Source organism: Pseudomonas sp. HP_14 (assembly GCF_055283875.1).
The window spans coordinates 119,997-145,779 of the sequence record NZ_JBTOQI010000045.1; the positions used below are offsets into that span (position 1 = coordinate 119,997).

At 54.4% G+C, this 25,783-nt stretch carries 22 protein-coding genes; 13 read left to right on the forward strand and 9 right to left on the reverse strand.

Features of this window, described 5'->3' with window-relative positions; translation table 11 throughout:
• Positions 1–120: 120 nt before the first annotated feature.
• Positions 121–837: a PAAR domain-containing protein gene (locus ACYASS_RS24840; protein WP_463588072.1), complete on the forward strand. Its 717-nt coding sequence runs from the start codon at positions 121–123 to the stop codon at positions 835–837.
• Between the two features lie 320 nt (positions 838–1,157).
• Here the strand turns inward: ACYASS_RS24840 and ACYASS_RS24845 are convergent, their stop codons facing one another.
• On the reverse strand, positions 1,158–1,709 hold the full coding sequence (locus ACYASS_RS24845) for a DNA-3-methyladenine glycosylase I (RefSeq protein ID WP_463588073.1): 552 nt from the start codon (positions 1,707–1,709) through the stop codon (positions 1,158–1,160).
• Positions 1,710–1,789: 80 nt separating this feature from the next.
• Between ACYASS_RS24845 and glyQ the strand changes: the two genes are divergently transcribed.
• The 4 genes from glyQ to ACYASS_RS24865 are packed head-to-tail and all read left to right on the forward strand — an operon-like array spanning position 1,790 to position 6,177.
• Entirely contained in the window at positions 1,790–2,743 is a 954-nt protein-coding gene (glyQ, locus tag ACYASS_RS24850; RefSeq protein WP_020292021.1) for a glycine--tRNA ligase subunit alpha, read from the forward strand.
• Positions 2,740–4,794, forward strand: coding sequence for a glycine--tRNA ligase subunit beta (gene glyS / locus ACYASS_RS24855; RefSeq protein WP_463588074.1), 2,055 nt, complete (start codon positions 2,740–2,742; stop codon positions 4,792–4,794). Before glyQ ends, glyS begins: the two co-directional genes overlap by 4 nt.
• Before the next feature lie 14 nt (positions 4,795–4,808).
• The gene (gene gmhB, locus ACYASS_RS24860; RefSeq protein ID WP_463588075.1) at positions 4,809–5,360 is read left to right on the forward strand and encodes a D-glycero-beta-D-manno-heptose 1,7-bisphosphate 7-phosphatase; all 552 of its coding nucleotides are present in this window, start codon (positions 4,809–4,811) and stop codon (positions 5,358–5,360) included.
• Positions 5,361–5,406: 46 nt separating this feature from the next.
• Positions 5,407–6,177, forward strand: coding sequence for a lysophospholipid acyltransferase family protein (locus tag ACYASS_RS24865; protein ID WP_463588142.1), 771 nt, complete (start codon positions 5,407–5,409; stop codon positions 6,175–6,177).
• A 198-nt stretch (positions 6,178–6,375) separates the two neighbouring features.
• Here the strand turns inward: ACYASS_RS24865 and ACYASS_RS24870 are convergent, their stop codons facing one another.
• Positions 6,376–7,212, reverse strand: a complete 837-nt coding sequence (locus tag ACYASS_RS24870) for a helix-turn-helix domain-containing protein (protein WP_463588076.1) — start codon at positions 7,210–7,212, stop codon at positions 6,376–6,378.
• A gap of 119 nt (positions 7,213–7,331) precedes the next feature.
• Between ACYASS_RS24870 and ACYASS_RS24875 the strand changes: the two genes are divergently transcribed.
• Positions 7,332–7,682 (forward strand): DUF2834 domain-containing protein, encoded by a 351-nt coding sequence (locus tag ACYASS_RS24875; RefSeq protein WP_463588077.1) that lies wholly within the window; start codon positions 7,332–7,334, stop codon positions 7,680–7,682.
• Positions 7,683–7,905: 223 nt separating this feature from the next.
• Here the strand turns inward: ACYASS_RS24875 and gyrB are convergent, their stop codons facing one another.
• The 4 genes from gyrB to dnaA are packed head-to-tail and all read right to left on the reverse strand — an operon-like array spanning position 7,906 to position 14,112.
• Positions 7,906–10,323 carry a DNA topoisomerase (ATP-hydrolyzing) subunit B gene (gene gyrB, locus ACYASS_RS24880; RefSeq protein ID WP_463588078.1) on the reverse strand — a complete coding sequence of 806 codons (2,418 nt, stop codon included), beginning with the start codon at positions 10,321–10,323 and terminating at the stop codon, positions 7,906–7,908.
• 4 nt (positions 10,324–10,327) lie between these two features.
• Positions 10,328–11,431: a DNA replication/repair protein RecF gene (gene recF / locus ACYASS_RS24885; RefSeq protein WP_463588079.1), complete on the reverse strand. Its 1,104-nt coding sequence runs from the start codon at positions 11,429–11,431 to the stop codon at positions 10,328–10,330.
• Between the two features lie 24 nt (positions 11,432–11,455).
• Complete coding sequence (gene dnaN, locus ACYASS_RS24890) at positions 11,456–12,559, reverse strand: DNA polymerase III subunit beta (protein ID WP_243244676.1); 1,104 nt, start codon at positions 12,557–12,559, stop codon at positions 11,456–11,458.
• Positions 12,560–12,597: 38 nt separating this feature from the next.
• On the reverse strand, positions 12,598–14,112 hold the full coding sequence (gene dnaA / locus ACYASS_RS24895; protein WP_463588080.1) for a chromosomal replication initiator protein DnaA: 1,515 nt from the start codon (positions 14,110–14,112) through the stop codon (positions 12,598–12,600).
• Positions 14,113–14,697: 585 nt separating this feature from the next.
• Between dnaA and rpmH the strand changes: the two genes are divergently transcribed.
• The 5 genes from rpmH (at position 14,698) to mnmE (ending at position 18,622) form a co-directional block, all read left to right on the forward strand.
• Positions 14,698–14,832: a 50S ribosomal protein L34 gene (gene rpmH, locus ACYASS_RS24900; protein ID WP_003213577.1), complete on the forward strand. Its 135-nt coding sequence runs from the start codon at positions 14,698–14,700 to the stop codon at positions 14,830–14,832.
• A 16-nt stretch (positions 14,833–14,848) separates the two neighbouring features.
• Complete coding sequence (rnpA, locus tag ACYASS_RS24905; protein ID WP_027901579.1) at positions 14,849–15,250, forward strand: ribonuclease P protein component; 402 nt, start codon at positions 14,849–14,851, stop codon at positions 15,248–15,250.
• Entirely contained in the window at positions 15,243–15,488 is a 246-nt protein-coding gene (yidD, locus tag ACYASS_RS24910; protein WP_027901580.1) for a membrane protein insertion efficiency factor YidD, read from the forward strand. The genes rnpA and yidD overlap by 8 nt, the downstream gene beginning before the upstream one ends.
• Positions 15,489–15,490: 2 nt before the next feature.
• Positions 15,491–17,173, forward strand: coding sequence for a membrane protein insertase YidC (yidC, locus tag ACYASS_RS24915; RefSeq protein WP_463588081.1), 1,683 nt, complete (start codon positions 15,491–15,493; stop codon positions 17,171–17,173).
• 78 nt (positions 17,174–17,251) lie between these two features.
• Positions 17,252–18,622: a tRNA uridine-5-carboxymethylaminomethyl(34) synthesis GTPase MnmE gene (gene mnmE / locus ACYASS_RS24920; RefSeq protein WP_463588082.1), complete on the forward strand. Its 1,371-nt coding sequence runs from the start codon at positions 17,252–17,254 to the stop codon at positions 18,620–18,622.
• Between the two features lie 55 nt (positions 18,623–18,677).
• On the opposite strand, the gene ACYASS_RS24925 is transcribed toward mnmE, so the two are convergent.
• From ACYASS_RS24925 to ACYASS_RS24935, 3 genes are all read right to left on the reverse strand, one after another.
• Positions 18,678–21,119 (reverse strand): TonB-dependent siderophore receptor, encoded by a 2,442-nt coding sequence (locus ACYASS_RS24925; protein WP_463588083.1) that lies wholly within the window; start codon positions 21,117–21,119, stop codon positions 18,678–18,680.
• A 95-nt stretch (positions 21,120–21,214) separates the two neighbouring features.
• On the reverse strand, positions 21,215–22,162 hold the full coding sequence (locus tag ACYASS_RS24930; RefSeq protein ID WP_463588084.1) for a FecR domain-containing protein: 948 nt from the start codon (positions 22,160–22,162) through the stop codon (positions 21,215–21,217).
• Positions 22,159–22,668 carry a sigma-70 family RNA polymerase sigma factor gene (locus ACYASS_RS24935; RefSeq protein ID WP_463588085.1) on the reverse strand — a complete coding sequence of 170 codons (510 nt, stop codon included), beginning with the start codon at positions 22,666–22,668 and terminating at the stop codon, positions 22,159–22,161. Before ACYASS_RS24935 ends, ACYASS_RS24930 begins: the two co-directional genes overlap by 4 nt.
• A 578-nt stretch (positions 22,669–23,246) precedes the next feature.
• Here ACYASS_RS24935 and mnmG point away from each other — a divergent pair.
• A complete protein-coding gene (gene mnmG / locus ACYASS_RS24940) occupies positions 23,247–25,139 on the forward strand; it encodes a tRNA uridine-5-carboxymethylaminomethyl(34) synthesis enzyme MnmG (RefSeq protein ID WP_463588086.1) in 1,893 nt (630 codons plus the stop codon).
• Positions 25,136–25,780 carry a 16S rRNA (guanine(527)-N(7))-methyltransferase RsmG gene (gene rsmG / locus ACYASS_RS24945; protein ID WP_463588087.1) on the forward strand — a complete coding sequence of 215 codons (645 nt, stop codon included), beginning with the start codon at positions 25,136–25,138 and terminating at the stop codon, positions 25,778–25,780. Before mnmG ends, rsmG begins: the two co-directional genes overlap by 4 nt.
• Positions 25,781–25,783 lie beyond the last annotated feature (3 nt).

Sequence of the window (25,783 nt, forward strand, 5' to 3'; positions counted from 1 at the left end):
GAGGCGGGTCACTGACGCAGCTGATATTCGAAGAAACCGCATGGATGCGCACAGGCACATGGATAGGACGCACAATGGCGCAACCAGGCGTAATAGTTATAGGGCATTACATCGGATTGGGTGATCAAACAAGCTGTGGAGGGCGCCGTCCTGGAAGGCGGTACCGGGATCAATGCATACGGCATCCGTCCTTCCCACGAAGGTGACCGGGTTACCTGTGGAAAGGATGGCAAAACCTATCAGATTGTCGATGGCGCTCCTTACATGATGAGCAGCGAGGGCAAGCGGCTGGCTGGTTCGCTGCACAGCTACAGCACTTGCCCGTGCAGGGCCCGACTGATCAGCTCAATGCGTACTGCCCGCTATGGCGCGTGGGGGGATGAGCTACCTGAAGACTCTGCCTTTCGCCGAGGTCATATACCTTGCAATCACTCCAATCGCATGGAGGAACTGGCCAGTTCCATCGCCGACGAGATGAACCGCAACATAAGCCATCCTTCGGCGTTGGAAATGAAAGCTCTCAATAACTACGACCCAATAGTCGAAACTAAAGAGTACATGGCCTTTCCGTTTTACCGAAGACTTGGCATCCAACCTGATTTCCATACGCTTGCTCTTGCCAAACGAGCGAGGGCGTTGGCTTTATGGACCGAGCGGGTTGGGCAGAATCGGCCGTGGGATCATAAGCCGATCATATTGGCTAAATTTGGCGGTGATCTGGCGAGTTTTACTGCTGACGCTAACCGCAATTTACAGTTTTTGGTACATGGGTCAGCCGAGAGTGGAGGTCTATTATTCAGACACTGCAAAGAGCCAGCTGGATTTTGTCTGGAATAACACGCATGTCATCTATAGGGGGACAATTCTTCCGGGTGGTGCAACAGGAGACTCAGGGCATATCTTTCCTGATGAAAGCTTCTTTATGTTTTTTGAGTGGACAGCTTCGAAAAAACATCGCTGTTTGAAAATCAACCCGAAATGGCCGACAACCAAAATCTATATCCGCGCTGATGGAACAATCGATAGCAGCTCCAAAAGCGGTACCGATCTGAACCGATTGAGCTCCTGCGCTGGAGAAGCGCCGAAGGGGGAGAAGTAGCAGGGCTGGCTCTCACCTTAAAAATGCGCACCGTCGCCTTCACCACGGTGCAAGACAATCAGCGGGCCAAAACCGCGTATCGATCACAATCCACGGTGTGGTCCATGACCATACCGCTCGACTGCATGTAGGCGTAACAGATGGTCGGGCCAACAAAGGTAAAGCCTGCTTTCTTCAGCGCTTTGCTCATGGCCTCGGCCTCGGGCGTGATAGCCGGGACTTCGCTGCGGTCCTTGCGGTGGTTGATCTTTTGCTCACCGCCAACGAACGACCAGAGGAATTCGACCGGGTCGTCCAGCCTCAACCATGCTTGCGCGTTACGCCGGGCGGCATTGAGCTTGAGACGATTGCGAATGATGCCCGGCTCCTGCATCAGGACTTCGATTTCATCGTCAGTCATGGCGGCGACTCGATGCACATCAAAACCGAACATGACCTCCCGGTAACGCGCACGCTTTTTCAAAACGGTGATCCATGACAGACCGGCCTGGAACCCTTCGAGCAAAAGCAACTCGAAGAGCTTCTGCGCATCGCGCAACGGCACGCCCCACTCCTGATCGTGATAATCGATGTAAATCGGCTCTTCGTTGCACCAATAGCAGCGTGGCATAGGGCTTCCAAGGGTGGAGGTGCTGCTGAATCGGGTATACTCCCGCTCTTTAAATCGCAGCCCCAGTACAGGTGAATTTCGTGAGCCAGCCTACGCCAGCCGTGCGTACCTTCCAAGACTTGATCCTCGCCCTCCAGCAATACTGGGCCGAGCAAGGTTGTGTGGTACTTCAGCCCTACGATATGGAAGTAGGCGCCGGCACTTTCCACACCGCCACGTTTCTGCGCGCCGTAGGCCCGGAAACCTGGAACGCAGCCTACGTGCAACCAAGCCGCCGTCCTACTGACGGCCGTTACGGTGAAAACCCGAACCGCCTGCAGCACTACTACCAGTTTCAGGTAGTCCTCAAACCGAACCCGGACAACTTCCAGGAGCTGTATCTGGGCTCGCTGAAGCACGTTGGTCTGGACCCGTTGGTCCATGACGTTCGTTTCGTTGAAGACAACTGGGAATCGCCGACTCTCGGCGCCTGGGGTCTGGGCTGGGAAATCTGGCTCAACGGCATGGAAGTGTCGCAGTTCACTTACTTCCAGCAAGCAGGCGGCATCGAGTGCTACCCGGTGACCGGTGAGATCACCTACGGCCTGGAACGTCTGGCGATGTACCTGCAGAACGTCGATTCGGTCTATGACCTGGTCTGGGCTGATGGTCCATTCGGCCGCGTGACTTACGGCGATGTGTTCCACCAGAACGAAGTGGAGCAATCGACCTACAACTTCGAACACGCCAACGTCGACAAGCTGTTCGAACTGTTTGATTTCTACGAGAGCGAAGCCAAGCGCCTGATCGAACTGGATCAGCCGCTGCCACTGCCAAGCTACGAGATGGTTCTGAAGGCTTCTCATACCTTCAACCTGCTGGACGCCCGCCGCGCTATTTCGGTAACTGCTCGTCAGCAGTACATCCTGCGTGTTCGTACTCTGGCTCGTTCGGTTGCCCAGGCTTATCTGATGGCACGCGCCAAGCTGGGCTTCCCAATGGCTCCACCTGATTTACGTGATGAAGTGCTGGCCAAGCTGGAGGCGCAACAATGAGTGCTCAAGATTTCCTGGTTGAACTGGGCACCGAAGAGCTGCCGCCAAAAGCACTCAACACTTTGGCTGACGCCTTCCTGGCCGGTATCGAAAAAGGCCTGCAGTCTGCTGGTCTGACTTACAGCGCCAAGCAGGTTTATGGCGCACCGCGTCGTCTGGCTGTATTGATCACTGGTCTCTCGACTCAGCAGCCTGATCGCAGCATCAACCTTGACGGTCCTCCGCGTCAGGCGGCTTTCGATGCTGAAGGCAACCCGACTCAGGCAGCCCTGGGTTTTGCCAAGAAGTGCGGCGTAGATCTGAGCGAAATCGACCAGAGCGGTCCCAAGCTGCGCTACAGCCAGAGCATTGCTGGCAAGCCAACCGCGAGCCTGCTGCCGACCATCGTTGAAGACTCCCTGAACGACCTGCCGATTCCCAAGCGCATGCGCTGGGGCGCTCGCAAGGAAGAGTTCGTGCGTCCAACCCAGTGGCTGGTCATGCTGTTCGGCGATCAAGTCATCGATTGCACGATCCTGGCTCAGACTGCTGGCCGTGACTCCCGCGGTCATCGCTTCCACCATCCAGAAAGCGTTCGCATCACCTCTCCAGCCAGCTACCTGAGCGATCTGCGCAACGCGTATGTATTGGCTGACTTCAACGAACGTCGTCAACTGATCACCAAACGCGTCGACGAACTCGCAACCCAGCACGAAGGCACTGCCATCGTGCCGCCGAGCCTGCTGGACGAAGTGACTTCGCTGGTCGAGTGGCCGGTTCCACTGGTGTGCTCGTTCGAAGAGCGCTTCCTGGAAGTGCCGCAAGAAGCACTGATCACCACCATGCAGGACAACCAGAAGTATTTCTGTCTGCTGGACGCTGAGGGCAAGTTGCTGCCGCGCTTCATTACCGTGGCCAACATCGAAAGCAAAGACCCGCAGCAGATCGTACTGGGTAACGAGAAAGTGGTTCGCCCACGTCTGACTGACGCCGAGTTCTTCTTCAAGCAGGACAAGAAGCAGAAGCTGGAAACCTTCAACCAGCGTTTGCAGAACGTCGTGTTCCAGGCTCAACTGGGCAGTGTTTTCGACAAGGCTGAACGTGTATCCAAACTGGCCGCATTCATCGCCCCGCGCATCGGTGGCGATGCTCAACGCGCGGCCCGTGCCGGTCTGTTGTCCAAGTGCGACCTGGCCACCGAGATGGTCGGTGAATTCCCTGAAATGCAGGGTATCGCCGGTTATTACTACGCCAAGGCTGACGGCGAGACTGACGACGTAGCCCTGGCGCTGAACGAGCAGTACATGCCGCGCGGTGCTGGCGCTGAACTGCCAACGACATTGACCGGTTCGGCAGTGGCCATCGCTGACAAGCTGGACACACTGGTCGGCATCTTCGGCATCGGCATGCTGCCAACCGGCAGTAAAGACCCGTACGCATTGCGTCGTGCCGCGCTGGGCATACTGCGCATTCTGATCGAGAAGCAACTGGACCTGGATTTGATCGAGACTGTGAAGTTTGCAGTGGGTCAATTCGGCGCCAAGGTCAAAGCTGCCGGTCTGTCCGAACAGGTACTGGAGTTCATCTTCGACCGCCTGCGTGCGCGTTACGAAGACGAAGGCGTCGAAGTGGCGGTTTATCTGTCGGTTCGTGCCCTGCAACCAGGCTCGGCGCTGGATTTCGATCAGCGTGTTCAAGCCGTTCAGGCGTTCCGCAAACTGCCGGAAGCGGCAGCGTTGGCCGCGGTGAACAAGCGCGTATCGAATCTGTTGAGCAAAGCTGAAGGCAATATCGCTCAGACCGTCGAGCCCAAGTACTTCGATAACGCTAACGAGTTCTCGCTGTATTCGGCGATCAAGCAAGCGGATCAGGATGTTCAGCCAATGGCTGAAGCGCGCCAGTACAGCGAAACCCTCGCGCGTCTGGCAGCCCTTCGTGAGCCGGTTGACGCGTTCTTCGAAGCCGTGATGGTCAATGCCGAGGATGCCAGCGTGCGTGCCAACCGCTATGCGCTGCTGGCGCGTCTGCGTGGCCTGTTCCTGGGTGTCGCTGACATCTCGTTGCTGGGCTGAGAAAGGGGCGTACCGTGAAGTTGCTGATCCTCGATCGGGATGGAGTTATCAATCATGACTCCGACGCTTACATCAAGTCGGTGGCGGAGTGGATTCCGATTCCCGGATCGATTGAGGCCATTGCGCAACTGAGCAAAGCGGGCTGGACGGTTGCAGTAGCGACCAACCAGTCCGGCATCGCCCGAGATTATTACGATCTGGCCACTCTGGACGCCATGCACGCACGTTTGCGTGAGTTAGTAGCGGAGCAGGGTGGCCAGGTTGGTTTGATTGTCTATTGCCCGCATGGGCCCGATGAGGGATGCGATTGCCGCAAACCGAAACCGGGCATGTTGCAAACCATCGCCCGACACTACCAGACCGAGCTGGCGGGAACATGGTTTGTGGGCGACAGCAGTAGTGACCTGAAGGCCGCACTGGCCGTCGATTCACAACCGGTTCTGGTGAAGACCGGTAAAGGTGAGAAAACACTGGCCGGTTCGCTACCCGCCAATACGTTGGTTTTTGACGATCTAGCGGCGGTTGCCGCAGAACTTATCCACAATAGCGCGCCGCAAAACAACTAGCGGTACGCTTGATGAACGGGCTTTCGCCCGCATGGTAAAAGCAACTATGTCGATCATCCAGGCAATCAGGACTTTTCTCTTTTACCTGTTGCTAGGCACCAGCTCTCTGCTGTGGTGCACGTTAAGCTTCTTTATCGCCCCGTTCCTGCCATTCAAGGCTCGCTACCGCTTCATTAATGTCTACTGGTGCCGATGCGCAATCTGGTTGACGCGCGTGTTCCTGAACATCCGTGTTGAAGTGACTGGCGCGGAAAATGTTCCCCAAACACCTTGCGTGATCATCTCCAATCACCAGAGCACGTGGGAAACGTTCTTTCTGTCACAGTACTTCTCGCCACTGAGCCAAGTGCTCAAGCGTGAGCTTCTGTATGTCCCGTTCTTTGGCTGGGCGATGGCGATGCTGCGTCCTATCGCGATTGATCGTGACAACCCCAAAGCTGCCCTCAAGCAAATTGCCAAGAAGGGCGACGAGTTGCTCAAGGACGGTGTCTGGGTGCTGATCTTTCCAGAGGGCACCCGCGTCCCGTTTGGACAGGTAGGCAAGTTCTCGCGCGGTGGCACTGCATTGGCAGTCAACGCAAACCTGCCTGTACTGCCTATCGCACACAACGCTGGCAAGTACTGGCCGAAGGAAGGCTGGGCGAAAAAGCCAGGGACTATTCAGGTCGTGATTGGCGAACCCATGTACGCAGAAGGCGAGGGCCCACGCGCTATCGCTGCCCTGAATGATCGCGTTCAAACCTGGAACGAAGACACTCAGAAAGCTTTGGGTTCAATTGCTGCACCGACCTCGAGCAATGAAGAAGCCCTGATTTGAGTTTTGTGGATAACCTGTGCACTGTTTTTGATTTTTTCGTAAAAATCGGCGGCAAACCCTTGGATTCACTGCTTATTTCCGATGCTCATTAAAGAGCCAAAAACGTGCATAAGTTTTTATGAGCTTCTAGAACCGACCTCTTGGGGTCGGTTTTTTTATGGCTGGAATTTATGCGAATCCTTTATGCGCTGAATAACACTATGACTGTTTAGTACCGCCTTCAGGTAACCCGGCTTTCAATTTTTCGTAAGCTTGGGTCATGACGTTCCAGGTTTTCGTATCAGCAGGAATCAGGTGCTCGATACGCAACGACTCCATGGTGACGTCTAGCGGCATACCGAATGTTGTAAAAGTGGACATGAATTTCAATTCACCCTGCCTTGAGTTGAGTCGTGTGAATAATAGCGGGGGTGGTTCATTGGTTAGCGCTGATGAGCCGCTTGGTACTGGCAGACTTTTCAGGAGACCTGCCAGCTTGAGGTTACTCAAGCTCTCTCTTGCAGCTCTTTGCCAGGCCACCAACCTGATCTCCTCAACGTTGATTAAATGGTCGCCTAACCCGCCAGGCTGCAATAGGGTTTCGAGCAGATTAAGTCCATTAGATGCAGCGGCATCAAGGCCTACCAGATCAAATAGAACTCCGGCGCTTACATTCGCAGCCAACACATCCCACTCACTACCCATGACAATCGCCGGGGCGGGATTGTTGGCGTGAAGTAGATGAGTAATAGCTTCGCGAACCGCCTCCATACTCGGAGAGGTGAGGGGAGTAGCTTCGTAGCGGGGCGCATAACCGGCTGCGAGAAACACTTTATTGCAATGCTCTAAAGGCGCTTCGAGTGCCGTCAGCAGGTTATGCAAAGTAGAAGGACTCGGCCTGGCCCGTCCTGTCTCAATGCAACTGAGGTGGCGCTGAGACACGCCAGAAATCAAAGCCAGATCAAGTTGGCTCAATTTGGCCTGACGGCGCAATTGCCGTAACAGCTCACCGGCATCAACTGGGGGCGTGGATCGAAGAAAAGGTAGGGGCTTCATTCATTGACTCTAACGGCGGGAGTTCAGTGAGTCCATGACCTGTGAGGTCATTGATCCTGTGAGGAAAATATCACTAACTTGGCTTGCCAAGCTCATCGCTGATTACTCAAGGAAGACTAATGAATAAACCCTACCTCGCATTGGCCACCCTGGTGGTTTTCTCGCTCTATACGGCGGGCACCCTGTGGCTGTCCGAACAATCACTGGTCAGTTTTGGCATTGAGCTCCTATCCAGTCCAGACACTGCACAGGTGGTCATTGACCTCTACATGCTCGGTTTCCTTGCTTGCGTCTGGATGTATCGGGATGCACGCGCAAGAGGTCATTCCACCGTATCTCTCCTGCCTTATTTTTTAATAACAGTGTTGTTCCTGTCGATCGGCCCATTGCTTTACATCGTGATCAATGGCTTCAGAAGAGCATCGGCAGATATGGTTGATCATGGGGACGGATCCGAGAAGGTGGGTTGAGGGGAGGGCAGAGTTGCTGACGAGACGAGTTCATCGGCTTGCAGCCCAACGCTTCGCGAACAAGTTTGCTCCTACAGATGGAGCATCTGAGCCCCTGGAATAGTGCCATTGGACCAACCGGAGCTTCGACTCAATTCTGTTCCACGTGGAACATATATCAACTGTCAAAAAAAACCCCGGCTCAATGGCCGGGGTTTTTGTTTGCTATATAACGCGTACCTTTTTAGAAATCCAGGTTAGACACTGCCAAAGCGTTGCTTTCGATGAAGTCACGGCGAGGTTCTACTGCGTCACCCATCAAGGTATTGAAGATCTGGTCTGCACCGATAGCGTCTTCAATGGTGACCTTGAGCATCCGGCGAACCGATGGGTCCATCGTGGTTTCCCACAACTGATCGGGGTTCATTTCGCCCAGACCTTTGTATCGCTGGATGGTGTGACGCTTGGTGCTCTCCGCCATCAACCAGGCCAGGGCTTCCTTGAACTCGGTGACCTGTTTTTTACGCTCGCCACGTTGAACGTAAGCACCTTCTTCCAGCAGAGTACTGATCTGCAGGCCCAAGGCGGTTACGGTCTTGTAGTCGTTACTGCCGAAGAAATCACGGTTGAAGGTCACGTAGTTGGACAGGCCGTGGGAGATCAGTTCAACCTCTGGCAGCCATACATTACGTTCGCGATCTTCACGCAGGCTGGCTTTGTAAACCAGACCCGACTTCTCACCACCACGCAGACGTGCGTCAAACAGCGCCAACCAGGCTTGCATGCCTTCGTGGTCAGACAGCTGCTCAAGAGTCACAGGAGGCAGGTAAACGAAGTGCTCGGTGAGCTCCTGAGGATACAAGCGCGACAGACGCTTGAGAGTCTTCATCACCATGCGGAAGTCATTGACCAGACGCTCCAGCGATTCGCCAGAAATACCAGGTGCAGACTCGTTCAGGTGCAGGCTCGCGTCTTCAAGAGCCGACTGGGTCATGTACTCTTCCATGGCCTCGTCGTCTTTGATGTACTGCTCTTGCTTACCCTTCTTGACCTTGTACAGCGGCGGCTGAGCGATGTAGATATAGCCACGCTCGATCAGTTCCGGTAGCTGACGGAAGAAGAAGGTCAGCAGCAACGTACGGATGTGAGAACCGTCGACATCAGCATCGGTCATGATGATGATGTTGTGATAACGCAGCTTGTCGATGTTGTACTCATCGCGGCCTATGCCACAGCCCAGGGCGGTGATCAACGTACCTACTTCTTGCGACGAAATCATCTTGTCGAAACGTGCTTTCTCGACATTGAGGATCTTACCTTTGAGTGGCAGGATCGCTTGGGTTTTACGGTTACGCCCCTGCTTGGCTGAACCGCCAGCAGAGTCACCTTCCACGAGGTACAGTTCGGAAAGGGCAGGGTCTTTTTCCTGGCAGTCAGCAAGTTTGCCCGGCAGGCCTGCGATATCCAGCGCGCCTTTACGACGAGTCATTTCACGAGCTTTACGAGCGGCTTCACGCGCGCGCGCAGCGTCGATCATCTTGCCAACAACAGCCTTGGCTTCGTTCGGGTTCTCCAGCAGGAAGTCAGAGAAGTATTTACCCATCTCTTGCTCTACTGCGGTTTTAACCTCGGAAGAAACCAACTTGTCTTTGGTCTGCGAGCTGAACTTCGGATCCGGTACTTTCACCGAAATAATCGCGGTCAAACCTTCGCGCGCATCGTCACCGGTGGTCGCGACCTTGTGCTTCTTGGCCAGACCTTCCTGCTCAATGTAAGCGTTAAGGTTACGCGTCAACGCGGAGCGGAAACCCACCAGGTGAGTACCGCCATCGCGTTGCGGTATGTTGTTGGTGAAGCACAACAGGTTCTCGTTGAAGCTGTCGTTCCACTGCAAAGCGATCTCGACGCCAATGCCGTCGTCGCGCTGAATGTTGAAGTGGAACACCTGGTTGACCGCAGTCTTGTTGGTGTTCAGGTATTCAACGAAAGCACGTAAACCGCCTTCATACTTGAAGAGTTCTTCCTTGCCGCTGCGCTCATCTCGAAGGACGATGCCAACACCGGAGTTCAGGAAGGACAGCTCACGAATCCGCTTGGCCAGAATGTCCCAGCTAAAGTGGATGTTCTTGAAGGTTTCAGCGGAAGGCTTGAAGTGGATCTCGGTGCCAGTTGTGTCGCTGTCACCCACAATACGCATCGGCTCCTGTGGAACACCGTGAACGTATGTTTGCTCCCAGATCTTGCCGCTACGACGCACAGTCAGCAGCAGCAGTTCGGACAAGGCGTTAACTACAGAAACACCCACACCATGCAGGCCGCCGGATACTTTGTAGGAGTTGTCGTCGAACTTACCGCCAGCGTGGAGCACGGTCATGATGACCTCTGCTGCCGACACGCCCTCTTCTTTGTGCACGTCTACCGGAATACCGCGACCATTGTCACGGACAGTAATGGATTCGTCCGGGTGGATCGTGATAGTGATGTCGTCGCAATGGCCGGCCAGTGCTTCGTCGATCGAGTTATCAACAACCTCAAACACCATGTGGTGAAGACCGCTGCCATCGTCAGTGTCACCGATGTACATTCCGGGACGCTTGCGTACGGCATCTAGTCCTTTCAGTACCTTGATACTGGAGGAGTCGTACGTTTGGTTTTCGCTCATGCAATCACTCCCGATGATCGTGGGTCTGGGTGATACGGCCTTGTTCCACGTGGAACAAAGCGACTGGCGTTTCCGTTTGCCAGCCGTCCCTCAATAATTCGTGGTCTACACAGGTGATAAAAACCTGGCAGCGTAAGTCTTCAAGCAAGCGGCAAAGCGCACGGCGATGCTGGTCATCCAGTTCAGACGGTAAATCGTCAACCAGGTAAATACATTGGCCACGACGAGCCTGGCTAACGAGATGTCCTTGAGCAATACGCAGCGCGCACACCACCAGTTTCTGCTGACCACGCGACAAGATATCTGCCGCGTTATGCGCGCCTAATCTAAGTCGCAAATCAGCTCGCTGCGGTCCAGCTTGCGTATGGCCCATCTGTTGATCGCGATGGAGGGAAGAGGCGAGCACAGTGCTCAAGTCTTTTTCCTTGTCCCATCCACGGTAGTAACTCAGGGTCAAACCTTCGAGTTCGACCAGCTCACTTAGAGTCTGCTCGAAGACGGGCTTTAACGCCTTGATGTATGACCGCCGATACCCATCAATTTCATCGCTGGCCAGGCACAGTTCCCGGTCCCATGCAGCTTGCGAAGCGCCGTCAAGTGTACCATGCCGAAGCCACGAGTTACGTTGCTTGAGGGCCTTCTGGAGGCGCTGCCAAGTAGCCATAAAACGAGGTTCCACGTGGAACACTCCCCAGTCCAGAAACTGCCGACGAATCTTCGGCGCACCTTCCAGCAAGCGGAAACTGTCTGGGTTGATGAGCTGCAGGGGCAGAGTTTCAGCAAGTTGCGCAGCGCTACGAGCGTTCTGCCCATCTATGCGTATTTGAAAATCCCCCTGACGATCACGGGAAACACCCAGATTGCTATGCCCACCTTCAATCAGATCGACCTGACCAAAAACCGTGCAAGCGGGTTGCTCATACTGGATAACCGGGAGCAGTCGAGCACTACGGAATGACCGCGCGAGACCAAGCAAATGGATGGCTTCCAGCACGCTGGTTTTGCCACTGCCGTTGGCGCCGTGAAGGATATTGATACGGGGGGAGGGGGAGAAGGTCACCGGGTGCAGATTGCGCACCCCGGTGACCGAGACGCGACTAAGAGACATCTAGCTTCTGCTGAACATGGAGGGTTACAGACGCATCGGCATGACTACATAAGCGGAGTCGTCGTTATCCGATTCCTGTACCAGCGCGCTGCTGTTGGAATCAGACAGAATCAAACGAACTTGCTCGGTAGTCATTACGCCCAGCACGTCGAGCAAGTAGCTGACGTTGAAACCGATCTCCAGCGAGGCGCCGTTATAGTCGACGCTGATTTCTTCTTCCGCTTCTTCCTGCTCAGGGTTGTTCGCCTGGATTTTCAGCTGACCGCTGGCCAGTTGCAGGCGAATACCGCGGTACTTCTCGTTGGACAGAATTGCCGTGCGGCTGAACGCTTCACGCAATGCCTGGCGATCGCCCAATACAAGCTTGTCGCCACCTTTAGGCAGAACACGCTCGTAGTCCGGGAACTTGCCATCAACCAGCTTGGAGGTGAAAGTGAACTCACCAGTGGTTGCACGAATGTGATGCTGACCCAGGACGATACTAACGATGCCATCCTGCTCAGTCAGCAGGCGCGCCATTTCCAGAATACCTTTGCGCGGCACGATGACCTGATGACGGTCAGCTTGTTCGATATCGGCAGTCATCGAGCACATCGCCAAACGGTGACCGTCGGTAGCGACAGCACGAAGAATACCGGCGCTGACTTCAAGCAACATGCCGTTGAGGTAATAACGAACGTCTTGCTGAGCCATAGCAAAGCTGGTGCGTTCGATCAAACGGCGCAGTTTGCTTTGTACCAGGTTAAAGGTCAGCGAGCCTGGACCTTCTTCAACAGTAGGGAAATCATTGGCTGGCAATGTCGACAGAGTGAAGCGACTGCGACCGGCCTTGACGACCAGCTTTGCATCATCGACTTTGATGTCGATCAGCACATCGTTAGGCAAGCTTTTGCAGATATCCATCAGCTTGCGGGCAGGAACAGTGATTTCGCCTGGCTCGGCAGGTTCTTCCAGCTGAACACGGCCGACGAGCTCGACCTCAAGGTCTGTACCGGTCAACGAGAGCTGCTGCCCTTCGACAACCAGCAGCACGTTGGATAGCACCGGCAGGGTCTGGCGGCGTTCAACAACGCCGGCGACCAATTGCAGGGGTTTCAACAAGGCTTCGCGTTGAATGGTGAAATGCATGGTCTAGTCCCTTGCCTTAATAAGCTGCGCTGATGTCATCAAGTGGTCAGTGTACGCAGCAGGTTCTTGTAGTCCTCGCGGATATCCGCGTCGGATTCCTTCAATTCATTAATCTTGCGGCAGGCGTGCAGCACAGTAGTGTGGTCTCGCCCGCCAAACACATCGCCAATTTCCGGCAGACTGTGGTTAGTCAGTTCCTTCGATAATGCCATCGCCACCTGACGCGGCCGGGCTACAGATCGGGAACGACGCTTGGACAACAGGTCGGAAATCTTGATCTTGTAATACTCGGCGACAGTGCGCTGGATGTTATCCACACTCACCAGCTTGTCCTGCAGTGCCAACAGGTCCTTCAACGACTCGCGAATCAGCTCGATAGTGATATCACGGCCCATGAAGTGCGAGTGAGCGATAACACGCTTGAGCGCACCTTCAAGTTCGCGAACGTTTGAGCGGATACGCTGTGCGATGAAGAACGCAGCGTCGTGAGGCAGATCAACTTTCGCCTGATCCGCTTTCTTCATCAGAATCGCGACACGGGTTTCCAGCTCAGGTGGCTCAACAGCCACTGTCAGACCCCAGCCGAATCGCGACTTCAGACGCTCTTCAAGTCCCTCAATCTCTTTCGGATAACGGTCGCTTGTCAGAATGACCTGCTGACCGCCTTCGAGCAGAGCATTGAAGGTGTGGAAAAACTCTTCCTGAGAACGCTCTTTACGCGCAAAGAACTGAATGTCATCGATCAGCAACGCGTCCACAGAACGATAAAAACGCTTGAACTCGTTGATCGCATTCAACTGCAGCGCTTTGACCATGTCTGCCACGAAACGCTCCGAATGCAGGTACACGACCTTGGCGTTCGGGTTTTTCTTGAGAAGATGGTTACCCACAGCGTGCATCAAGTGAGTTTTACCCAAACCCACACCACCATAAAGGAAGAGCGGGTTGTAGCCATGCTTGGGGTTATCCGCCACTTGCCAGGCCGCGGCACGCGCCAGTTGGTTGGACTTACCCTCCACGAAATTCTCGAAAGTAAACGTACGATTCAGGTAGCTGGTGTGTTTAAGCGCACCTTCTACCTGGACCGTACGCTGCTCGGCACGAGCAGGTGCTTGTTGAGAAATCGCACCAGCCATCGGATCGAAGCTGTCTCGAGAGGGTTCGTCGTTAACCTGTAATGATTGTACGGGCGCAGGAGTAGTCACTTGAGCAGGTGCAGGCGCCTGATTCACAGGCTGGCTGGCCGCCATTGCTTGCGAAGCCGCCGCAGCCAATGGCGCATTCGGTGCCGCACGAGGAGCGGAGCTGCGCTTGCTGCCTATTAATAAGGAAAGCGCAGGTGCCAGCCCTTGACCGTGCTCACCGAGCAGTTCAAGCAAACGGCTCAAATACTTTTCGTTGACCCAATCGAGAACGAAACGGTTTGGTGCATAGACACGCAACTCGTCGCCTTCGGCTTCAACCTGTAGCGGACGGATCCAGGTGTTGAATTGCTGGGCAGGCAGCTCATCGCGCAAAAGCTCTACGCATTGCTGCCAAAGTTCCAATGACACGGACATCCCCTAGGTTAAAAGCCGGTGAGGCAAAAACAGCCGACATTGTACCGACCGCGGCGGTACTTATCCACATGTAGGTGGCCTGCTGGCCGGGATAAATCCGGATTTTACTTCCAATCGAGCCGACCAGTGGCATGTGCATAAGGTCTGTGGATAACCATCCTTCAGCTCATTGCATAACCCAGGCTTAAAATCTGTGGATAAGCGCCCTGTGGATAAAAAGCTATTCCACACACAGGTTTTCCGACAGTGCAGCACAGGCAGAGCACGGCTTCTCGACAGTGTTGTCATTCTCTGTACACGTTGATTATAAAGGTCTAAGCCTAGTTATCCACAGACGATGGCTTACGTTACTTTAATAAGCTCTATAAAGAAGCTTTAAATACTTCTCTTCTTTTATTTCTATATCTGGGTGCGGAACATAACCAGGCTTTCAGGTGAAAGTGATCAAAAAGCCGTTACATAACTAAATGAAGGAAACGTTGGTTGGAAATTGACCTAGAGGCTTGCTTTCTCTAGAATCCCCGGTCTCTTAAAACGGGGGCCATTCCGGCCCGTTGTGGACGAACCAGGTAACACGCCATGAAACGTACTTTCCAACCAAGCACTATCAAACGCGCTCGCACTCACGGCTTCCGTGCCCGCATGGCCACCAAGAACGGCCGTGCCGTCCTGTCGCGTCGCCGCGCCAAAGGTCGTGCGCGTCTGGCAGTTTGATAATCCGGCACTGGAGGTGAGTCAGGACTTCAGTCGGGAAAAGCGTTTGCTTACCCCCCGGCATTTCAAGGCAGTCTTTGACTCCCCTACCGGCAAGGTTCCGGGGAAAAATCTCCTGCTCCTTGCGCGCAACAACGACCTTGATCATCCCCGCCTGGGGCTGGTTATCGGTAAAAAGAGCGTCAAACTCTCCGTTGAGCGCAACCGTTTGAAACGCCTGATGCGCGAATCATTTCGCCACCACCAAGACAATTTGGTCGGCTGGGATATCGTGATTGTCGCGCGTAAAGGCTTGGGTGACGTAGAAAGCCCCGAACTGATTCAGCATTTTGGCAAGCTATGGAAGCGCCTGGCACGCAGTCGGCCGGTTCCAGAAGCAAAAACCGAAACTGCAGGGGTAGATAGTACCGATGCGTAAACTGGCACTCGTTCCGATCCAGTTCTATCGCTATGCCATTAGCCCGCTGATGGCCAGCCACTGTCGTTTCTACCCCAGTTGCTCCTGCTACGCGTATGAAGCCATTGAAAATCATGGCCTTCTGCGCGGTGGCTGGCTGACCTTTCGTCGATTAGGTCGCTGTCATCCGTGGAATCCCGGTGGTTATGACCCGGTTCCGCCTGTCCCTACCTCCCGTTCTTCTTCGATGGCCGAGTAATCATGGATATTAAACGCACGATCCTGATCGTCGCCCTGGCAATCGTGACCTATGTCGGGGTTCTGAAATGGAACCAAGACTACGGCCAAGCCGCCTTGCCGACTCAGAATGTTGCTGCCAGCACACCTGCACCGGGCATTCCGGACACCGCTACTGGTGCTCAAACGTCTCCAAGTGCAGATGTTCCTAGTGCCAATGGCGAAGCTGCTGCTCCTCTGGAAGCTCCGACAGTTGCCAGCAAAGACCTCATTCAGGTCAAAACCGATGTGCTTAACCTGGCAATCGATCCGGTCGGCGGCGACGTCGTTCAACTGCGACTGCCACTGTATCCGCGTCGTCAGGACCATCCTGAAGTTCCGTTCCAGTTGTTTGACAACGGTGGCGAACGTACTTTTCTGGCTCAAAGTGGCCTGACCGGTACCAATGGTCTCGATGCTCGTTCAGCAGGTCGCCCGGTTTACTCGTCCGCACAGAAGAGCTACCAACTGGCCGATGGCCAGGAAAATCTGGTTGTAGATCTGAAGTTCACCGACAACGGTGTCAACTACATCAAGCGCTTTACGTTCAAGCGCGGCCTGTACGATCTGGTTGTCAGCTATGAAATCGATAACCAGAGCGCTCAGCCTTGGTCGGGTAACCTGTTTGCCCAGCTGAAACGTGACGGCAGCGATGATCCATCCTCCACAACTGCTACTGGTACCGCGACCTATCTGGGTGCCGCGTTGTGGACAGCCGCCGAGCCTTACAAAAAAGTGTCGATGAAAGATATCGACAAGGCTCAGCTCAAGGAAACCGTTCAAGGTGGTTGGGTTGCATGGCTGCAGCACTACTTCGTAACGGCGTGGATCCCGAGCAAAGACACTGCCAACGCAGTTCAGACTCGTAAAGACAGCCAAGGCAACTACATCATCGGCTTCACCGGCCCGGCTGTAACAGTCGCACCGGGTAGCAAAGGTGAGTTGAGTGCCACGTTGTATGCGGGTCCGAAGAGCCAGGCGGTACTGAAAGAGTTATCCCCAGGTCTGGAATTGACCGTTGACTACGGGATTCTGTGGTTCATTGCCCAACCAATCTTCTGGTTGCTGCAGCACATTCACGCGATTGTGGGTAACTGGGGCTGGTCGATCATCTTCCTGACCATGCTGATCAAGGGTTTGTTCTTCCCATTGTCGGCAGCCAGCTACAAATCCATGGCTCGCATGCGCGCTGTAGCACCGAAACTCGCGATCCTGAAAGAGCAGCATGGCGACGATCGGCAGAAAATGTCGCAAGCGATGATGGAGCTGTACAAGAAAGAGAAGATCAACCCACTGGGTGGATGCTTGCCGATTCTTGTGCAAATGCCTGTATTCCTGTCGCTGTACTGGGTACTGCTTGAAAGCGTTGAAATGCGCCAAGCACCATGGATCCTGTGGATAACAGACCTGTCGATCAAAGACCCGTTCTTTATTCTGCCGATCATCATGGGCGCTACCATGTTCATCCAGCAGCGCTTGAACCCGACTCCGCCGGATCCGATGCAGGCCAAGGTCATGAAAATGATGCCGATCATCTTCACGTTCTTCTTCCTGTGGTTCCCTGCTGGTCTGGTTCTGTACTGGGTTGTGAACAACACCCTGTCGATCGCTCAACAGGCATACATCACTCGCAAGATCGAAGCGGCGACCAAAAAAGCCGAAGCTTGATCTAACCTGTGAATAAGTTTGACAAGGCGCCCCCTAGTGGGGCGTTTTGCTATCCGCTATTTGTCCTGGAGCCGGACCATGAATACCCCACGTGAAACCATTGCAGCCATCGCCACCGCCCAAGGCCGCGGCGGGGTAGGCATCGTGCGTATTTCCGGACCTCTTGCCGCCAAGGCCGCCTCAGCTATCACAGGCAGAACCCTGAAACCGCGATTTGCGCACTACGGTGCGTTTGAAGATGGCGCCGGGCACGTTATTGATGAGGGGATTGCGCTTTATTTTCCGGGCCCTAATTCGTTCACAGGCGAAGACGTGCTCGAGCTCCAAGGGCACGGTGGTCCCATTGTTCTGGATATGCTGCTGCAGCGCTGTCTCGAATTGGGTAGCCGTCTGGCCAGACCCGGCGAATTCAGCGAACGCGCTTTCCTTAATGACAAGCTGGATCTGGCACAGGCCGAAGCCATCGCTGATCTGATTGAGGCCAGTTCCGCACAGGCTGCACGCAATGCATTGCGTTCATTACAGGGGGCGTTTTCGCGCCGTGTGGATAACTTGACTGAGAAACTGATCAGCTTGCGTATCTATGTCGAAGCCGCGATCGACTTCCCCGAGGAGGAAATTGATTTCCTGGCTGACGGTCACGTGCTGTCCATGCTCGATGCGGTACGCGATGAGTTATCCACAGTGATGCGTGAGGCAGGGCAAGGTGCCCTGTTACGGGATGGCATGACCGTAGTGATTGCCGGACGTCCTAACGCGGGTAAGTCCAGCCTGCTGAACGCGCTGGCTGGTAAAGAAGCAGCCATCGTTACAGAAATTGCGGGCACCACCCGGGATATTCTTCGTGAACATATCCACATTGATGGCATGCCCCTGCACGTCGTCGATACAGCAGGGCTGCGCGATACTGAAGATCAGGTCGAGAAGATTGGAGTACAGCGTGCGCTGAAGGCTATCGGCGAAGCTGATCGCGTGCTGCTGGTGGTGGACGCGACTGCACCTGAGGCACTCGATCCCTTTTCGCTATGGCCAGAGTTTCTGGAGCAGAGGCCGGATCCAGCCAAAGTCACCTTGATCCGTAACAAGGCGGATCTGAGTGGAGACACCATCCAACTGCAGACCAGTGCTGATGGCCACGTCACCATCAGTTTAAGTGCCAAATCTGCCGGTGAAGGCCTGGATTTGTTGCGCGAGCATCTCAAAGGCTGCATGGGCTATGAGCAAACCTCGGAAAGCAGCTTCAGCGCTCGCCGACGTCACCTGGAAGCATTGCGCCATGCAGGTGACTCGCTTGAGCACGGCAGGGCCCAGCTAACATTGGCAGGAGCAGGTGAGTTGTTGGCAGAAGATCTACGCCAGGCTCAACAGTCTCTGGCGGAAATTACCGGCGCATTCAGTTCGGATGATCTGCTTGGAAGGATCTTCTCCAGCTTCTGCATCGGAAAATAGATAGGGATCGTTGGCCACTGGGGATAACTCGACAGTGGCCAACTTATCCACAACCCTACCAGTTATAGCTGACGGTTCCCAACAGCGTCCGGCTGTCTCCCCAGTAACAGCGCCCCGCATCGTTGCATCCCGACACGTATTCCTTATCGAAGAGATTCTTGGCGTTTACGTCCACTGACCAATTCTTGTCTATCTGGTAGCCAATATTGGCGTCTACCAATGTCACGTCGCCGGCATCGAGTTTTCCGTACAGCGTCGTCGGGGTGTAGGAGAAGGTGCTGTCGAAATAACGGATGCCTGTACCCACATGCAGCCCGTTCAGATAGCCGTTCAGGAAACGGTATTTAGCCCAGGCTGATGCCTGATTGCGCGGAACGCCTGTGATCTGGTGCCCTTCAATGAGTGAACCTGGGGCATCTTTGGTCACTTTCGCGTCGGTGTAAGAATAGGATGCGGTTATATTCAGGTTTTGGCTGATATCACTGTTTATCTCAAGCTCAACGCCTTTGGAGCGACTTTCCCCAACCTGTCGGTAACTGGCACTGGCCGTATCGAAGTAGGTATCGTCCTTCTTGCGCAGATCGTAGACGGAAGCCGTAAGGGAGGTGTTCCAACCGCGAGGCTCGTATTTCAAACCCACTTCATACTGGCTACTGGTAATTGGGTCCAGCGGAGCACCGCCGTTGGATATCTGTTGCACCGGAACAAAGGCAGTCGAGTAGCTGACATACGGCGTCAGGCCGTTGTCGAACTGGTACATGATCCCGCCTTGGTAAGTAAACTTCTTATCGCTGGCGCTAAGGTCGCCAGCCGGGGCCAACTTGTTGCGGAAGTCACTGTCGACCCAATCCTGACGGCCACCCAACAAGAAGATCCATTGGTCGTATTTGCTCTGGATCTGCCCGTAAACCCCCTGCATCTGCTGTTCAAGAAGCGTGTTCTGTACAGGAATGGATGTCACTGGATCCCCCGCGTAAATGGGATCATAGATGTTGATGCGGCCCGCGAAGCCGGCATCCCAGTCCTGGCTGAATGATGTTCGGTCAACACTCACACCAAACAGGACCGTGTTCTCCAGACCACCGGTGTTGAATTTACCTTCCAACTGGTTATCCAGTGAGTAAACCATTGATTTGTTATAGCGATCATAGGCCATGACATTCAGCTGGGTACCGAACCCGGCGCTGTCGAGACTCCCCGGCCAGGTTTCATGCCGGGTGATGCGCGACTGCATATATCGCGAGTTCTGCCGGAATTGCCAGTCATCGTTGAAGCTGTGGCTGAACTCATAGCCAGCACTCCACATTTCACGTTCGAAAGTGTTCCAGTCTGGAACGCCGAGCATTGTGTCCTTGTCCAGCTTGCCATTCGGGTTGCGCAACAACGTGCCAGCAGCTGGCAACCCTAACTCCATATTGGTGTGGTCTTTCTGATAGCTGCTCAGCAGAGTCAGGCTGTTGTAATCATCGAAATTCAACGTCACCGAAGGTGCGATGTAGAGTCGATCATCGGGTACGTGATCTGTCTGTGTGTCAGCGTTACGCCCGAGCATGACTACTCGCCCCAGAACATTACCGCTTTCATTCAAAGGACCAGAGATATCTACACCTAGTTGCCGACGGTTGTTGGAGCCGTAGCTGAGTTGGACCTCGCCCTGGGAGTTTTCGGTCGGGCGTTTGCTGACAAGATTGACCAGACCGCCCGGCGCATTTTCGCCGTAGAGAATCGACGATGGCCCGCGGAATATCTCGACTCGTTCAAGTCCGTAGGGCTCAGTGGTGGTGTCATAGCGATTGCCCTGCACACGCAACCCGTCACGCATCAACCCATAGCCGTAGTCAGTGGCATTGAAACCTCGGATGAAGAACAGGTCGCCCGCCAGGTTGTCGCCCGCAGCGAAAGGCGGCGCAAAAATACCCGGCACATAACCTAACGCCTCTGTGAGGGTTTGGGTTTTCTGATCCTTCATGCGTTGCGCAGTGACGACCGAAACCGAGCGCGGCGTTTCTGCAAGCGGTGTGCTGGTTTTAGTCCCCACCCGACTGTTTTCAGCCTTGTAGCCACGATCCGGTAACTCGAAACCACCGGATTGGGTACTGTCTATATTCGTCGGTGATAAAACAATCGACCCATCCTCAGGCATGGATTGCAGGACATAGCTGCCAGGAGATTGCGCGACGACCTGCAGCTTCGCTCCCTGCAGCAGTGCTGAGAAACCTTGTTCTATTGAGTAGTTGCCGCGCAGACCCGGACTCGTGCGGCCGACTGTCTGCTCCGGAGAGAATGAAAGGATCACATGGGAAGCCGACGCGAACTGATTCAATGCGCTATCAAGTGGCCCCGCGGCGATGTTGTAGTTCTGAACAGCAACGGCAGCCATGACGCTGGTGGTTGTCACTGCGCACCCAATGCCACTGGCCGCCAGCAGCAAGCTATAGCTGATGCATTGTCGAGAAAGGTGCTGCCGGGCATGGAGCGGAAGAGGTGGGAAGCGCATTTTTATTAAAGACCCCGAGGTGATGAATTCGCATTTACCTGTAGGGCCGTGCCTGAACTAAAAAAGATAACCCTCGCCGAGAAATTTTTTCAGCGTCAGACGATACGCTTCACAGACACCCAATAACGGGTGAAGTAACTCACACGAATCGGCAGCGTCGCTTGTAGATTGGCCAAGACTGCCTCTGTAGCATCCACACGAAATGCACCAGACACCCGCAAGCTGGCTGCCTGTTCATCGCACTGCATTACCCCAGGGCGATATCGAGCCAATTCCTTGATGACATCCCCCAGCCGCGCATCCAGAACAACTAGCTGACCATCGAGCCACGCCGTCTCGGCCTGTGGATAAATACGGGTTGGGCCAACCCCTTCAGTGTAGAAATCCACCCCCTGACCCACTGTTAACAGGCTCGGTGAGGTTAATGAACGGGCAGGATGAATGCTGACGCGATCCTCCAGCACCCCGACTCGAGTGCCATATTCCATTTGCCTGACAACGAATCGAGTACCAAGAGCCTGCACTCTTCCGTCTCGAGTTTCGACATAGAACGGCCGGGTATCCCCTCGCTTGCCGGTACGAATCAGAATCTCACCGTCACGCAAACGAATCAGCCGCTGCTGGCTATCAAATGCCACGTCTATTGCGGTATCCGTGTTCAGCTCGACTTGAGTACCTTCCGCCAGTTCTACATGTCGACGCTGACCCACCGGCGTGCGGTAGTCTGCCCACATATTCTTCAGCGCAGTGTGCTGTTGAATATTCCAGCCTACATAGCCGGTGCCTGCCAAAGCCAGCATTAACTTGAGCACCTGCCGACGTCGCTGAGGGGCCGATAAAACGCGGCGGGTCAGGTCAGGAGACAAGCCGCCAAGGCCTCGTTGCAGTTGTTCCATTCGTTCCCAGGCAACCCTGTGGGCGGGGTCGCTTTCAAGCCAGCGACGCCAGGCTGTCTGGTCTTGCTGAGTCAAAGGCTCACTCTGAAAGTGCACATACCAACTGGCGGCAGCCTCGAATACCGTGCGGTCGGGCGCAGGACTCACGACATCTGCGCCATGAGCATCGTGCATTCAGTAAGCGCGCGGATCATGTGCTTTTTCACAGTCGTCAGGGACACCTTTAACTGAGTCGCTATCTGTTGATAAGTCAGCCCGTCGATCTGCGAAAGAACAAAAATGTGCTTGGTGCGGGCCCCAAGGTCACTCAACGCTTTATCCACAGCCATCAGGGTTTCGATGATCAACGCCTTGTCTTCTTCACTGATCACCGTCGTTTCCGGCCTGTCAGCCAATGTCTGCAGGTAAGCCTGTTCAATCGTCCTGCGCCGGTAACGATCAATCACCAGACCGCGAGCCACCGTAGCCAGGTAATCACGTGGCTCACGTATAGGCGCGGCATTGGAAGAACCAAGAATACGAACGAAGGTGTCCTGGGCTACATCGGCGGCATCGCACGCGTTGTTCAGTCTGGCTTTGAGCCAGGCGTTCAACCACGAGTGATGCTCCTCATATATGCACTGCACGGCGACCGCATGGGAGTAGGAGGGCATGGCGACAAGGTACGTTAATGATAATAGCTATTATTAGCTTTTGTCGGGGGAACTCACAATAGCTGTGTTTTAACCATTTCAGTCATGGCTTGAGGCCTAGTTTTTTCACTCGACAATGCCTTGGCTCGATTACATCGCTCACCAGCCCATCAATAAATGTGGTTGCCCACCATGGATTGGCGCAAATTTCGTACATTAAGCTCTGTGGATAACAGCCGTTAAGGTCGGTTGATAACAGGGGTCGAAATCTGAGCATAACCCCCTCAGTGGACAAGTATGGTTTTAATCCACAGGCTAAAGCCGGTTATCCAGAACCCTCCCGAGCACATGAACACAGACTTTTGATTCTCTGTACATATTGAAATACGTGGCCTGCATAAATCTATCCACAGAAAATAGCCTCTGTATAAATAGCATTTAAAATAAGGTTTTATAAATCTTCTTTCTTTTTAATTTCTTTATCTCGGACTTTTCCACAGCTGGTTAATTTTTGTGCAACGGGTTCCTTTCAGGGGGGGTAAGTCCCTATACTTGTCAGCTATCCCAATTTCCCATCTAGAACAGGCACGAGGTGCGTGGTGGATTTCCCTTCCCGTTTTGAAGTGATCGTCATCGGTGGCGGTCATGCCGGTACCGAGGCCGCACTGGCGTCGGCACGTATGGGTGTAAAAACCCTTTTGCTGACCCACAACGTGGAAACGCTGGGTCAGATGAGCTGCAACCCTGCTATTGGCGGGATTGGTAAAAGCCATCTGGTCAAGGAAATCGACGCGTTGGGCGGCGCTATGGCTATGGCCACGGACAAAGGTGGTATCCAGTTCCGCGTGCTGAACAGCCGCAAAGGCCCTGCAGTCCGGGCAACTCGTGCACAGGCAGATCGTGTTCTGTACAAAGCGGCAATTCGCGAAACCATCGAAAATCAGCCGAACCTGTGGGTATTCCAACAAGCCTGTGATGACTTGATCGTTGAGCAGGACGAGGTACGCGGTGTTGTGACCCAAATGGGTCTGCGTTTCATGGCCGATTCGGTTGTGCTGACGACCGGCACCTTCCTGGGTGGACTTATCCACATCGGGATGCAGAACTACTCCGGTGGTCGCGCAGGTGATCCGCCTTCAATCTCGCTGGCACATCGTTTACGTGAGTTACCGTTACGAGTGGGTCGCCTGAAAACCGGTACTCCTCCGCGTATCGATGGTCGTTCGGTCGATTTCTCGGTCATGACAGAACAGCCGGGTGATACACCGATTCCGGTCATGTCGTTCATGGGCTCCAAGGAACAACATCCACAGCAGGTCAGTTGCTGGATTACCCACACAAACGCCCGAACTCACGAAATCATTGCGGCTAACCTTGATCGCTCACCTATGTATTCAGGTGTTATCGAAGGTGTTGGCCCACGTTACTGCCCTTCGATCGAAGACAAGATTCATCGGTTTGCCGACAAGGAAAGCCATCAGGTCTTCATCGAACCCGAAGGCCTGACGACGCATGAGCTCTATCCGAACGGCATTTCGACTTCGTTGCCGTTTGACGTGCAATTGCAGATCGTCCGGTCGATTCGCGGTATGGAAAATGCTCACATCGTGCGTCCTGGCTATGCCATCGAATATGATTACTTCGATCCACGCGATCTGAAGTACAGCCTCGAAACCAAGGTCATCGCGGGTCTGTTTTTCGCAGGGCAAATCAACGGCACCACCGGTTACGAAGAAGCCGGTGCTCAAGGTTTGCTCGCTGGAACCAACGCGGCATTGCGTGCGCAGGGCAAGGAAAGCTGGTGTCCACGTCGCGATGAAGCGTACATCGGCGTGCTTGTGGATGATTTGATTACTCTGGGTACCCAAGAGCCGTACCGGATGTTCACTTCCCGTGCGGAGTACCGCTTGATTCTGCGTGAAGACAACGCCGATTTGCGTCTCACCGAGAAAGGTCGCGAGCTGGGTCTGGTCGATGATCAACGCTGGGCTGCTTTCTGCACCAAGCGTGAAAACATCGAACTGGAAGAGCAGCGCCTGAAAAGCACCTGGGTCCGTCCTGGGACCGAGCAAGGCGATGCGATTGCCAGCCATTTCGGTACACCTTTGACTCATGAATACAACTTGCTCAACCTGCTGACCCGTCCAGAAATCGACTATACAAGTCTGGTTTCCCTCACGGGTCATGGCAGCCCTGATCCGCAAGTGGCTGAACAGGTCGAGATCAAGGCTAAATACGCGGGCTACATTGACCGCCAGCAAGACGAAATCGCCCGACTGCGTGCGAGTGAAGATACGAAGTTGCCTGAAGATATCGATTACACGACCATTTCCGGGCTCTCGAAAGAAATTCAGAGCAAGCTGGGGATAACTCGTCCTGAGACACTGGGACAGGCGTCGCGAATCCCCGGCGTCACGCCTGCGGCAATTTCCCTGTTGATGATTCACCTGAAAAAACGCGGCGCGGGCCGTCAGTTGGAGCAAAGCGCTTGAGTTCTATGGTTACCCCGCAACACGCCGAAGAGTTATCCCGTGGCGCGCAGGAACTGGGTGTACCACTCAGTGAAAGCCAGCACTCGCAACTGCTGGCTTATCTGGCTCTGCTGATCAAATGGAACAAGGCTTACAACCTGACGGCTGTGCGTAACCCGGACGAAATGGTTTCACGGCACCTGCTCGACAGCTTGAGTGTTGTACCTTTCGTTGACGGTGAGCGTTGGCTGGATGTGGGAAGTGGCGGGGGGATGCCTGGTATTCCCCTGGCCATCATGTTCCCGGACATGAAAGTTTCGCTTCTGGACAGCAATGGCAAGAAAACGCGCTTTCAGACTCAGGTCAAACTTGAGCTCAAGCTGGATAACGTAGAAGTTATCCACAGCCGCGCAGAGTCCTTTCATCCGGAGCTTCCGTTCACCGGGATTGTTTCCCGTGCGTTCAGCAGTCTGGAAGACTTTACTGGGTGGACTCGCCATATGGGCGATACCAATACGCGATGGCTGGCAATGAAGGGCCTGCATCCGACCGATGAACTGGTAGCATTGCCCGCAGATTTTCATGTGGATAGCGCACAAGCCTTGACCGTACCCGGTTGCCAAGGCCAACGTCATCTGCTGATACTGCGCCGCACGGCATGACTG

What these genes read in the sequence shown, in the direction of transcription:
- yidD (WP_027901580.1), top strand. Translation starts at nt 15,243, where the DNA reads ATGCGTAAACTGGCACTCGTTCCGATCCAGTTCTATCGCTATGCCATT.
- ACYASS_RS24870 (WP_463588076.1), bottom strand. Translation starts at nt 7,212, where the DNA reads ATGAAGCCCCTACCTTTTCTTCGATCCACGCCCCCAGTTGATGCCGGT.
- rpmH (WP_003213577.1), top strand. Translation starts at nt 14,698, where the DNA reads ATGAAACGTACTTTCCAACCAAGCACTATCAAACGCGCTCGCACTCAC.
- ACYASS_RS24845 (WP_463588073.1), bottom strand. Translation starts at nt 1,709, where the DNA reads ATGCCACGCTGCTATTGGTGCAACGAAGAGCCGATTTACATCGATTAT.
- ACYASS_RS24935 (WP_463588085.1), bottom strand. Translation starts at nt 22,668, where the DNA reads ATGCCCTCCTACTCCCATGCGGTCGCCGTGCAGTGCATATATGAGGAG.
- mnmE (WP_463588082.1), top strand. Translation starts at nt 17,252, where the DNA reads ATGAATACCCCACGTGAAACCATTGCAGCCATCGCCACCGCCCAAGGC.
- ACYASS_RS24865 (WP_463588142.1), top strand. Translation starts at nt 5,407, where the DNA reads ATGTCGATCATCCAGGCAATCAGGACTTTTCTCTTTTACCTGTTGCTA.
- gyrB (WP_463588078.1), bottom strand. Translation starts at nt 10,323, where the DNA reads ATGAGCGAAAACCAAACGTACGACTCCTCCAGTATCAAGGTACTGAAA.
- ACYASS_RS24875 (WP_463588077.1), top strand. Translation starts at nt 7,332, where the DNA reads ATGAATAAACCCTACCTCGCATTGGCCACCCTGGTGGTTTTCTCGCTC.
- glyS (WP_463588074.1), top strand. Translation starts at nt 2,740, where the DNA reads ATGAGTGCTCAAGATTTCCTGGTTGAACTGGGCACCGAAGAGCTGCCG.
- ACYASS_RS24925 (WP_463588083.1), bottom strand. Translation starts at nt 21,119, where the DNA reads ATGCGCTTCCCACCTCTTCCGCTCCATGCCCGGCAGCACCTTTCTCGA.
- dnaN (WP_243244676.1), bottom strand. Translation starts at nt 12,559, where the DNA reads ATGCATTTCACCATTCAACGCGAAGCCTTGTTGAAACCCCTGCAATTG.
- yidC (WP_463588081.1), top strand. Translation starts at nt 15,491, where the DNA reads ATGGATATTAAACGCACGATCCTGATCGTCGCCCTGGCAATCGTGACC.
- recF (WP_463588079.1), bottom strand. Translation starts at nt 11,431, where the DNA reads ATGTCTCTTAGTCGCGTCTCGGTCACCGGGGTGCGCAATCTGCACCCG.